This window comes from Saccharothrix sp. NRRL B-16348 (genome assembly GCF_001280085.1).
Classification (GTDB): domain Bacteria; phylum Actinomycetota; class Actinomycetes; order Mycobacteriales; family Pseudonocardiaceae; genus Actinosynnema.
In genome coordinates this window covers 1-10,773 of the sequence record NZ_LGED01000026.1, presented here as the reverse complement: position 1 = coordinate 10,773, position 10,773 = coordinate 1, and the positions used below count along the sequence as shown (strand labels likewise).

General features: G+C 68.5%; 10 protein-coding genes. 7 read left to right on the top strand and 3 right to left on the bottom strand.

The window, feature by feature from the left end; genetic code table 11:
• Positions 1-426: 426 nt before the first annotated feature.
• Positions 427-1,998 (bottom strand): multicopper oxidase family protein, encoded by a 1,572-nt coding sequence (locus ADK67_RS06050; RefSeq protein ID WP_231648034.1) that lies wholly within the window; start codon positions 1,996-1,998, stop codon positions 427-429.
• 172 nt (positions 1,999-2,170) lie between these two features.
• Positions 2,171-3,625, bottom strand: a complete 1,455-nt coding sequence (locus ADK67_RS06045) for an MFS transporter (RefSeq protein WP_053715395.1) — start codon at positions 3,623-3,625, stop codon at positions 2,171-2,173.
• A gap of 154 nt (positions 3,626-3,779) precedes the next feature.
• Between ADK67_RS06045 and ADK67_RS06040 the strand changes: the two genes are divergently transcribed.
• The 5 genes from ADK67_RS06040 (at position 3,780) to ADK67_RS06020 (ending at position 8,620) form a co-directional block, all read left to right on the top strand.
• Positions 3,780-4,586 (top strand): AraC family transcriptional regulator, encoded by an 807-nt coding sequence (locus tag ADK67_RS06040; protein ID WP_053715394.1) that lies wholly within the window; start codon positions 3,780-3,782, stop codon positions 4,584-4,586.
• Positions 4,587-4,953: 367 nt separating this feature from the next.
• Entirely contained in the window at positions 4,954-5,985 is a 1,032-nt protein-coding gene (locus ADK67_RS06035) for a DUF3152 domain-containing protein (protein ID WP_053715393.1), read from the top strand.
• Between the two features lie 647 nt (positions 5,986-6,632).
• Positions 6,633-7,259 carry a DUF305 domain-containing protein gene (locus ADK67_RS06030; RefSeq protein WP_053715392.1) on the top strand — a complete coding sequence of 209 codons (627 nt, stop codon included), beginning with the start codon at positions 6,633-6,635 and terminating at the stop codon, positions 7,257-7,259.
• 57 nt (positions 7,260-7,316) lie between these two features.
• Positions 7,317-7,670 carry a BlaI/MecI/CopY family transcriptional regulator gene (locus tag ADK67_RS06025; protein WP_053715391.1) on the top strand — a complete coding sequence of 118 codons (354 nt, stop codon included), beginning with the start codon at positions 7,317-7,319 and terminating at the stop codon, positions 7,668-7,670.
• A complete protein-coding gene (locus ADK67_RS06020; protein ID WP_053715390.1) occupies positions 7,667-8,620 on the top strand; it encodes a M56 family metallopeptidase in 954 nt (317 codons plus the stop codon). Before ADK67_RS06025 ends, ADK67_RS06020 begins: the two co-directional genes overlap by 4 nt.
• Positions 8,621-8,731: 111 nt before the next feature.
• Here ADK67_RS06020 and ADK67_RS06015 read toward each other — a convergent pair whose 3' ends face one another.
• Complete coding sequence (locus ADK67_RS06015; RefSeq protein ID WP_053715389.1) at positions 8,732-9,316, bottom strand: TetR/AcrR family transcriptional regulator; 585 nt, start codon at positions 9,314-9,316, stop codon at positions 8,732-8,734.
• Positions 9,317-9,408: 92 nt separating this feature from the next.
• Between ADK67_RS06015 and ADK67_RS48655 the strand changes: the two genes are divergently transcribed.
• Both ADK67_RS48655 and ADK67_RS06005 read left to right on the top strand, forming a co-directional pair.
• On the top strand, positions 9,409-9,660 hold the full coding sequence (locus tag ADK67_RS48655) for a hypothetical protein (protein WP_053715388.1): 252 nt from the start codon (positions 9,409-9,411) through the stop codon (positions 9,658-9,660).
• Positions 9,657-10,181 carry a hypothetical protein gene (locus tag ADK67_RS06005; RefSeq protein ID WP_053715387.1) on the top strand — a complete coding sequence of 175 codons (525 nt, stop codon included), beginning with the start codon at positions 9,657-9,659 and terminating at the stop codon, positions 10,179-10,181. Before ADK67_RS48655 ends, ADK67_RS06005 begins: the two co-directional genes overlap by 4 nt.
• Positions 10,182-10,773 lie beyond the last annotated feature (592 nt).

Genomic DNA, 10,773 nt, shown 5'->3' with positions numbered 1-10,773 from the left:
CGCGGACCAGCGTCAGGTCGACTGGCACTTCACCACCGACGATGCCCGTACCCGACTTCGCCATCTCTATCCCAAACGTTAGAGGCGACGCTCTACTAGGTCAGTAGAGAGCCGTCCGCCCCGACCGTGCGGCCGGCTCATACCGCCGCACGGCGGTGGCGAGGCCGGCGGGCTCTCCCAGCCGCGATCGGCTGCGCTCGCGCAAGGCAGTGCGTCCGGACCAGGAGAACGACCCCACTACTCGCAGCTGGACGTCGTCAGCGACGACTCGAACGACCGGCGCGAGGTCGTGATCTGTGCCGAGGCACCGTCCTGCCTCGGCGCGCCGAGCCGACGTGGCGATGCGCCCGCATGGACCGGGCCTGCGTCACCGGAAAGACGCGCGGCGTATGCACGTGGCGGGACAGAACCCACCGCTGGGGAGCGCTATTCGACGTAGGACACGACCGCCATCATGCCCGCCTCGCCGTGGTAAACGTTGTGACAGTGGGTGAGCCACTGGCCGGGGTTGTCGGCGATGAAGTCGACGTTGAGGCCGCGGCCCGGCAGCACCAGCGCCGTGTCCTTGCGCGGCCCGCGGTCACCCGAGCCTCGCACCTGGAAGGTGTGCCCGTGCAGGTGCATGGGGTGGAACATCGTCGTCTTGTTCTGCATCCGTAGGCGCACGTACTGCCCTTGGCGGATCGGCAGGCCGTCCTTCGGGTCGTACGGCTTGCCGTTGATCGTCCAGTCGTAGCGCTCCCCAGGGCCTTCGAGCACGAGGTCGTGGACGACGTCGGGCTGCTTCACCCGCACCGCGACCCGATCAGCCGCCTCCAGTTCGACCGCCATGAGCACCCGGAGCTTCATCAACTCTGCGACCGCTTCCGGGCCGACCGGTGTCATCTGCGTGGTCGGGGCTCTGAGGGTCACCTGCGCGTACTGGTCGCGCCCCTCCGCGATGGCGAGCACCGGTACGGCACCGTCCGGCATCGTCACCACCGCGTCCACCCGCTCGCCCATGCCGATCATCACCACGTCGGCCTCGGTCGGCTTCACGGGGAAGCCGTCGGTGTGGCTCACGCGCATCCGCACCCCTGGCACACCTACGCGGAACGCGGTGTCCGCCGCCGCGTTGATCAGCCGCAGCCGCACCCGTTGCCCGGCTTTGAACTCAGCGGAGACCGGGTCACGGAACGTCCGGCCGTTGGCCAGCACATGCGGGTACACCAGATCTCCCGCGTCCCCGCCCAGTAGCGTCGACCGCGGCATCCCGCCCATGGATCCGTGGTCCATGCCACCCATGCCGTTGCGCATCAGCTCGTCCAACGCCTCGTCCGGCGTGCGGTCGATGCCGTCGAGCCAGTCGTCCAGCACGATCACCAGCTCGCTGTCGTAGTCGGCGCCGTCCTCTGGATCCTCCACGATCAACGGCGCATAGAGACCGCGGTCGAGCTGCACTCCCGAGTGCGGGTGGAAGAAGTAGGTGCCCGCGTCCGGAACGGTGAACTCGTAGGTGAACTGTGAGCTCTGAGCGATCTCGTCCTGGGTCAGGCCGGGCACGCCGTCCATGTCGTTGCGCAGCGCGAGGCCGTGCCAGTGGATGCTCGTCGAGGCAGGCAACTCGTTGCTCAGCTCGACACGGAGCACATCACCTCGCCTGACCCTGATCTCCCGGCCAGGCACCTGTCCACCGTAACTCCAGGTGTCGACTTGAACACCGCCGAGGTCCACGATTCCGGTGACCGCGTTCAACCGCACGGACTCCTTCGCCGCACCGGCTGCCCGACGTGCGCTCTCGGCTTCGGCGACCTCGGGTGAGTTCGGCCCGATCAGGGTCGTGCCGACCCGGGCGGGCGTCGAGCACGCGGCAAGTCCGACGGTGGCCGTAGCGCCGACGCCGAGCTGCAGGAACCGGCGCCGGTGGATAACCCGTCGTGTCGTCATCTCTCTCCCGTCGTACCGTCTACTAAGTCCCATAGTAGACCGGTTCGGGCACGACGAGGGCCGCTCCACCACGAGACGACCTGGCGACTCCGGACAACGCCACCGAGGAGTCACGATCACGGCCGAGTTCCGTGGGCGACGTGTTGGCGTCGTCGTAGGTCGCGGGCATCGCGCACACCTACGTCGGCGACAGCATCTGACCACCGAGCTGCGAGTCGTTGCGCGCCCCTGTCACACCGTGCCGCTACCTGGGTTCTGCCGGAGTTTCGCCGGCGACTGATGCGGATTCCGAGCGGCCGCCATCAAGCAGGATGGCGATGAGAACGGCACCGAGCACGAGGAGGCTGGCAGCGACGATGAGCGTGAACGAGAAGCCGTCCGTCGCTGCTGCAAGCGGCCCGGTCGAGTCGATTCGGGCGTCCTTGTGGTGCGCGGACAGGGTCACCAGCACCGCGATGCCCACCGCGCCACCGATCTGTTGCACGGAGCTGAAGACGGCGGAGCCGAGGCCGGCGTTCTCCTCGGTGGTCCCTGTGACTGCGGCGACCGTCAGAGCGGGCAGGCTCAGGCCGCACCCCAGGCTCGTGACCAGCAAGCCCGGCAGCACACCGGTGGCGTAGCCGTCACCCGGTGCCACGCCGGACAGCAGGAGCAGCCCGACGGAACTGATCAAGAACGACGTGACGAGTGTCCGACGCACCCCGAACCGGATCACCGCGCGCGAGCAGAGCCACATGCCGGCGAGGATCCCGGCCCCGAAGGGCAGGTAGGCGACGCCTGCCTGGAGCGGGCCATAACCGAGCACGGTTTGCAGGTGGATCATCAACAGGAAGGCCATCGCGTAGAAGGCGGCGGAGAACAGCAGGGTCGCGCCGTTGGAGACGGCACGAGTCCGCGAGACCAGGAATGACCGCGGCACGAGCGGTTCAGCCGCACGCGCCTCGACCACGAGGAAGGAAACGGCCAAGGCGACGGCAAGGACCAGGGACACGACGGCGGTCACGTCGACCCAGCCGGATTCTCCGGCCTCGAGCAGGCCGTAGACCAGAGAGACGACGGCGCCGGTGCCCAACACCGCACCCGGTGCGTCTAGACGTGTCCGATGAGTGGCTCGGCTCTCGGCGACCAGCCGCGGAACGAGGACGAGCGCCAGAACGGCCACTGGCAGGTTGATCAGGAAGATCCAGCGCCAGGAGGCGAGGTCGGTCAACGCGCCCGAGATCACCAGACCCGTCGTACCGCCCAGACCCGCGATACCACCCCAGATCCCGAGTGCCTTGGCGCGTTCCGCAGTACCGGGGAACAGGAGGGTGATCAGCGAGAGCGCGGCCGGGCCTGCCATTGCGGCACCTGTGCCTTGGGCGAACCGGCCTGCCACCAGTTGCCACGGCTCCTGGGCGAGTCCGCACACCAGGCTGGCGACACCGAACAGCGCCACACCACCGAGGAAGACCCGTCGGCGGCCGAGCAGGTCGGCGGCGCGACCGAACAGCAACAGCAGTCCGCCGAAGGCCAGGAAGTAGGCGTTGACCACCCAGGCCAGGCCCGCGGTGCCGAAACCGAGATCATCCCGGATGCTGGGCAGGGCGACGCTGACCACCGTGTCGTCCAAGACGAGCATGAACTGCACGAAGCACAACACGATCAGCGCCGGTCGGCGGCGGCCGACGGTCGCGGTGAGGGTTGACGCTGAAGTCATGGCCGCCGCCCCTCCCGCGTGACGGTTGACAGGTCTGCCCCGCGATATCGCCCATCGTTGGAGATCGACATGCGATGACGCTATGCATGAGGCAGGCTGGCCACAATCAACTACGGGGCCATGTTGTGTCGTGTTGAGGACATATGGTGGAACGGTGACCGAGGCCGTCGTCAGTGCCGTCCCACCCGGGGTCGGAGCGATCGTCGTGGGCACGTTCCCGTTGTCGTCGGGGCAGTGGATACCCGCGCACAGCCACCCGCAGCACCAGTTGGCCTGGACTCGACGCGGTGTGCTCGGCATCGCCGTGGACGACGCCTACTGGGTCCTGCCGCCCACGCGGGCGCTGTGGTTGCCCGCAGGGATCGTCCACCGGACCGGTGCGACCCGCGACGCGGTGATGCGCAGCCTCTACCTGGAACCGGACCGGTGCCACCTGGACTGGACGGAGCCCACACCGGTGGGGGTCGACGGGCTGCTGGCGCACCTGATCGCGCACCTCGGCCGAGACGACCTCGCCGACGACGCACGGCTACGAGCCGAGGGTGTCGTGCTGGACCTGCTGCGCCCGCTGCCGGCCACGCCCATCGACGTGCCGTACCCGGTGGACGAACGCGTGCGCACCGTCGCCGACGCGTTGCTCGCCGATCCCGCGGACCCACGCAACCTTGAGGCCCACGCGCGGGCCGTCGGCGTGAGCAGACGCACGATGACGCGACTGTTCGTCCACGACACGGGCATGAGCTTCGACCGCTGGCGCACACACATGAGGCTGCGGGCTGCCCTGCCCCTGCTGGCCGAACGCCAACCTGTCTCCCGGGTCGCGCACGCCGTGGGATACGCGACCGCGAGCGCGTTCCTCGTGGCCTTCCGCCGTGCCGTCGGCACGTCCCCGGCGCGCTACCTCGGCGGTGGTGCCAACCTCGATGCGCCCGAGCACCAGCCGCGAGCAGGGAGCGATTGAGCACCGTGCTCCCGGATGTTCGAGCGGTGTGCAGAGTGTTGTCCACCGCCCTGCGTTCTACCGGCCGACAGGCCGCAGGCGGGCCGAGTCCTGGCTGACCAGCCACCGACCGCCTGGTTGCCGGTGGAGCACTAGGGAGCTGTCCGGTTGTTCCACGCCCGGGCCGCCACCCCGACTCGGCTTACACCTCGGCGACGGCCCGCAGCGGGCTCAGCTCGGGACAGCCACGAAGGAGTCGAAGAATTACGACGACCAGGCCGATCAGCCGCCGGCGCCGCACCGTCTCCCCGAACCGCCCCGTGCACGACCTGCCGCAGCAAGCGGCCTACTATGAACCATCGTAGCTGATGTGGGATCCTGGACCACGATGGAACCCCAGCTCCGCGAACGCACCAAGACGGCACCGAGACGGCGTGACGACCGGCCGCTCGTCGCCCGCCCCCGTCCTGCCGACGGCCAGAGGGCGGCCAAACCGCGCAAGCGCTCGATCCGCCACCGGATCACAGCAGCGGTGAGCGTGCTCCTGCTCGCCGGGCTGACCGCCGTCGTGATCCGCGAGACCATGGCACCGATCCCCGCACCGATAGAAGTCGCGGCAGCTGCTCCACCTGATGCCCACGAGGAAGGTGCGCATGCCTCCCCGGACCGCACTCCCCCGGCACCCAACCCCGACCCCGCGCTGTTCGACGCGGCCACCGCCTCGGCCGAGCTTCCTCCCGGCGGGGAGTTCACCGCGCAAGGCGGCAAGAAGTGGACGGTGGTCCCCGGCACCGCTCCGGCAGTCGGTGGAGCGAAACGGGTCACCTACACGATCGAACTGGAAGAGGGCGTGCAGCTCGTCGGCGGCCCGGAGGGCTTCGCCGCCGACGTCACCACCATCCTCGCCGATCCGCGGGGGTGGATCGGCGACGGACAGACCGGGTTCCGGCGGGTCGACAGCGGCAAGCCGGACCTCCGCATCAGGCTCACGTCGCAATTGACCACGCGCGAGGTCTGCGGATTCTCGATCCCATTCGAAGGATCCTGCGCCACCACGGACGTCGTGACCGTCAACGTCGCCCGCTGGGTGCGCGGCGCGGTGTCGTTCCAGGGCGCGCTGGTCGAGTACAAGCAGTACGTGGTCAATCACGAAGTCGGCCACGGCCTCGGCTACCCCCACAGGTCGTGCCAGGAGAACGGCGCGCTCGCACCGGTCATGATGCAGCAGTCCTGGGGGGTCTCGAACGACTACCTGGCCGCGCTCGGCACCGATCGAGTAGTCGCTGATGGCAAGGTCTGCCGACCGAACGCGTGGCCGTATCCCACGGGGACCGCTGAGGCGAATGCCGGTTTAGGGACTCGTCACATGTTCACGTCCTACACGCGAACAACATCACGATCGATTCACACCCTGACGTAATCGGTTCAGCTCGTGGCGACAACACGGAAGAGATGAGTCCGATTCCTATACGCACAGATAACCACTCACGTTCAAGTGCGGTTCCCCACATTCCCACACTTCTGTCACACCTACCCTTTCGGGCGAACAAAGGCCCTGCCGGTGGGCCGTGGTCGATCTGTGTATCGTGATGTCGTGCTCTCTCGCGTCCGCATCCGAGCCTCGCAGTGGGCCTTGGTGTGGGCTGTCGCGTTCGCCGTGGTTGGCATGCACCACCTCGGCACGCAGGAGCCCGGCGCTCATGCGACGACCGCTTCGGCAGCCACCACGGTGGTCGACTGCTGTGCGCACGGCGCGTCCCAGGAGCACCCTCCCGGCCCGACCGGGCAGCACGACATGCTGCACCTGTGTCTGGCGATCCTGTGCGCCGCCTTGAGCTTGACTCTCTCCTTGTTCGCGATGAGTCGCCGGACAGTCGCGGAGCGCCTCAGCACACGATCGACTGGGGCGGTTCGGCCGCGAGCCCCTCCGCCTAGACCGGGTGGCACACCAGCACGACTGGCCCAACTCTGCGTTCTGCGGCTGTGACAAACGGCGCGTGACGTCCTTCCGAGGACGTTGACGCGACGCCGTACAACCGACTGGACTTCACCACCGCAGAGGAAATCATGACCAGGAAGAACCTGGTCGGGACGGCGCTTGCCGTCCTGACCACCGGATTTGTGCTCGCCGGGTGCGGCAACGGCTCCGACACCGGCTCGGGCGGCCACGACATGGGCAGCATGACCGGCACCACGAGCACCACCAGCGCCGCCGCGGCACCGTCCGGCGACCACAACGACGCAGACATCACGTTCGCGCAGGGCATGATCCCCCACCACCAGGGCGCGCTCGAGATGTCCAAGCTCGTTCAGGGCCGGACGTCCAACCCCAAGGTGCTTGACCTCGCGTCGCGCATCGAGAAGGCGCAGGACCCCGAGATCAAGACCATGACCGACTGGCTCAACAGCTGGGGTGCCCAAGTGCACACCACGGGTATGCCGGGCATGGACCACGGCTCGGACATGTCCGGCATGAGCGCCGAGGACATGGAGATGCTGAAGCAGGCCAAGGACGCGGACTTCGACAAGATGTTCCTGGAGATGATGATCAAGCATCACCAGGGCGCGATCGACATGTCGAAGACGCAACTCCAGCAGGGCTCCAACGCCGAGGCCAAGAAGCTCGCCCAGCAGATCATCGACTCGCAGCAGGCCGAGATCACCGAGATGCAAGGCCTGCTCCAGACCGGCTGACGCGGATCGAGTACTCCCCTCCTCGCATCACGCTTACTATCCCTGATAGGAGGCGTGATGCGAGGGCTCGGCGAGTTGGAAACCGCGATCATGGACGTGCTGTGGCGCACGTCCGAGTCTCAGCGGGTGCGCGATGTGCTGGAAACGCTCAGCGAGGAACGCACGCTCGCGTACACGACGGTCATGACCGTGTTGGACAACCTGCACCGCAAGGGTTGGGTCGTCCGCCACATGGTGAGCCGGGCCTACCGATACCAGGCGGCGATGACCCGAGACGAGGCCGAGGCCAAGGCGTTGCGGGAACTGCTGGACACGGCGGGCGACCCTGAGGCGGTCCTCATGCACTTCGCGCGAACCGTATCCCCACGTGAGTCCGAGGTGCTGCGCAAAGCTCTCGACGGAGAACCATGATCCTCGCATTCGCGCTCGTGCTGGGCGCGCTGGTCGTCGGCTGGGCGGCCCCACGGCGTCTGCGCGTCCTCACCGCCAGCCGGATGGACCCGGCGCTGGCCATCGCCTGGTGGTGCCTGACCTGCCTCGGTGTGGCCGCGACCGCAGCGGGGGGCGTGGTGCTGGTGCTGCTGCCAGAACACGGCCCGGCCAGGTGGGTGCTGGAGTGGCTGCACGGGTGCTGGACCGCCGTGTCACACGGCAGCATCCCCCGTCTGGACGACATGGTGGGCATGCTCGGCACCGCCGTGCTGCTCGTCGTCGTGGCCAGGTTCGGCATCGGCGCAATCCGACGGCGTGCCGCGTCTCAGCGTGCGCACTGCAGGCAACTGGACCTGTTGCGGATCGCCGCACGTGAGCAGCCGGGGCCGATCCCGGTGCTGTGGCTCGACCACGAGCAACCGCTCGCCTACAGCGCCGCTGGTACGCCGCCGTTCATCGTGGCCAGCCGCGGGTTGGCGGACAGGCTGTCCGACACCGAACTGGATGCCGTCCTCGAACACGAGCGCGCGCACATCCGCAGGCGTCACCACATGATCGTCGGGCTCGCCGAGGCGCTGGCGTGGGCGATGCCGTTCGTGCCGTTGACGCGCCAAGCGCCTGCCGCGATCCGGGTCCTCGCTGAGATCGACGCCGACCGCAAGGCCGCCGCACGCCACGGTGCCGAGACGGTGCGGTGCGCGTTGCTCCGGATCGGTTCCGGCGACGCACCGGCCGGCGCGCTGGCCGCCGCCGACCACGATGTCCAACTGCGCCTCGATCGCCTGGCCCGCATCCGCAGCGCCCCTCTCGTCCACCGTGTCGGCACCCTGGTGACGGCCGCGGTCACGGCGACCAGCCTGCCCGGTCTGGCCGGGCTCGGCCTGCTGGCCGCCACGGCCGCGGCCTCCTGTCCGCTCATGTCGATGTGATCGCTAACGGGTGAACACGATGTCGACCCAGCAGTGGCCGGCATTCGGGTCCGCGGTGCAGTTCGCGGTCAACGGGGCCGAACGACCGACGGAGCTGCCCGATGGCGTCCGTCAGCGCGGTGGCCGCAGGCCGGCGATCGTGACGGTGACGAGCCTGCGGACGGCGGCCTCGGACCGCAGGCTCCCGGCCGCCGCGAGGGCGTGGACACAGTAGGCGGCGAGTTCGTCGGGTGCGACGTCGTCGCGAAGGTCGCCGGTCGGCGCAACTTCGACCAGCAAGTCCTTGATCAGGTGGTGGACCTGCTGCTCGGCTTCGGCGAGCCGGGGTCCCTGGTGCAGGAGTGCGGCGAGTTGGCGGCCGGGACGGTCGTGGGAAGAGCGTTCCCGCCAGGTGCGCGCGTAGGCGTGCAGGACGGCTTCGAGTCGTTCCCGGGGGTCGGCGCCGCGGTCTCGGATGTCGGCGAGCTGCTGGAGGTGCCCCTCGACCTGCCGTTGGTGCCAGCTGTGCAGGATCGCTTCGACGTCGGGGAAGTACTTGTAGAGGGTGGCCCGCCCGATACCGGTGTTCTCGGCAATCTTGGACATGGTCACCGACAGCAGGCCGTGCGCGTGGACCAGTTCGGCGGTGGCATCGAGGATCGCCTCGTGCACCGCTTGGCGGTGCGCGTCGATCGTCTCGTTCCAGAGCCGGGGCACGCTCGAAGTATACGGCGCAGCGACGCAGGGACATTGTGGTTAGATAGCGACAGAGTGTCTCGATAAATCCGCGAGACGACAAGGAGGCCACCGTGAGCACACCGCCCGACCCCTCCAGCGATGACACCGACCCGAGCTCCGGCCAGGGACCGAGGTCGCACATTCCGCCCAGCGTGCCGCGTTGGGTGAAGACGCTCGCGGTGATCGCCGGCGTCCTGGTCCTGCTGGCCTTGATCGTGGTGCTGACCGGCCTCGGGGGCGAACACGGCCCTGGTCGTCACACCGGCGCCGGTGTGACGGTCGGCATCACGACCGAGGAGAGCGCACCCGGCGGTGGGCTGTGAGGTTCCCGCCCGGGGTGCGCAAGTTCGTGCTGCTCACCCACATCACGACCTCGGTGGGGTGGTTGGGCGCGGTCCTGGCCTACCTCGCGCTGGACATCACCGCCACCACCGGGCAGGACGTGGAGACGGTGCGGGCCGCATACGTCGCGATGGGGATCATGACTTCGTACGTCATCGTTCCGCTGGCGCTGGCATCAGTGCTCATCGGCGTCGTCAACGCGCTGGGCACGCCGTGGGGGTTGTTCCGGCACTACTGGGTGCTGGTCAAGCTGCTGCTGACCGCATTCGCCGCGACCGTGCTCTTGATCGAGGTGTCGGCAGTGCGCCACCTGGCCGACGCGGCGACCTCGGCCGTCGATCCCCGTGAGCTGCCCGGCACGCTCCTGCACTCGGTCGGCGGTTCGGTGGTGTTGCTGCTGGTCATGGTGCTGTCGGTGTACAAGCCGCGCGGTGTCACGCGCTACGGGTGGCGCAGGCAGCAGGCTCAGCGGCGTGAGCAGCGGCCGACACCGGTGCGCTGACCAGCACACCCGGGATTTCAGCTCGCGGCGCTGTCGTCGACCGGTCGGTCGATCAGTTGTTCGTTCAGGCCTTCCGGCATCTCCACACGACCGGGGCCGCCCGCGGCCACCCCCAATCGAGGATCAGGTCCACCGCCTCGTCGGTGAGCACGCCGCCGAACCACACCGGCCTCGCCGCGACACCCCGCACCGGCCTGACCAAGACGACGTTGGACGACTCGCAGGAGCTCAGACAGTTGGCCACGGTGACCGCGTGCGGCCCAACGCCTTCGCGGAACCTACGCAGCTGCGTCACATGGTCGACTAATCAGGACGAGCGGTGCTGCAGTCAACGGCAGTCACTGCGTGACCTGTACCTGCGGAAATGCTCCCCATATACCCAAGCGGGGGTATATGAGGAGCAGGCCGGTGGAAGTGTGACACGCCACAGGACTAGACCTTGGCCGCCGCCTGCTCGGCAGGCTGGGCGACCCGGCCGCGGAGGGTGAGGGCGGCCAGCAGGGCGGCGGCCAGGGCGACCAGCGCGGCGCCGGTGAAGGCGGCCGAGTAGCCGTCGGTGAGCGCGACCGCGTCCCCGAGGCGGTCGGCGCCC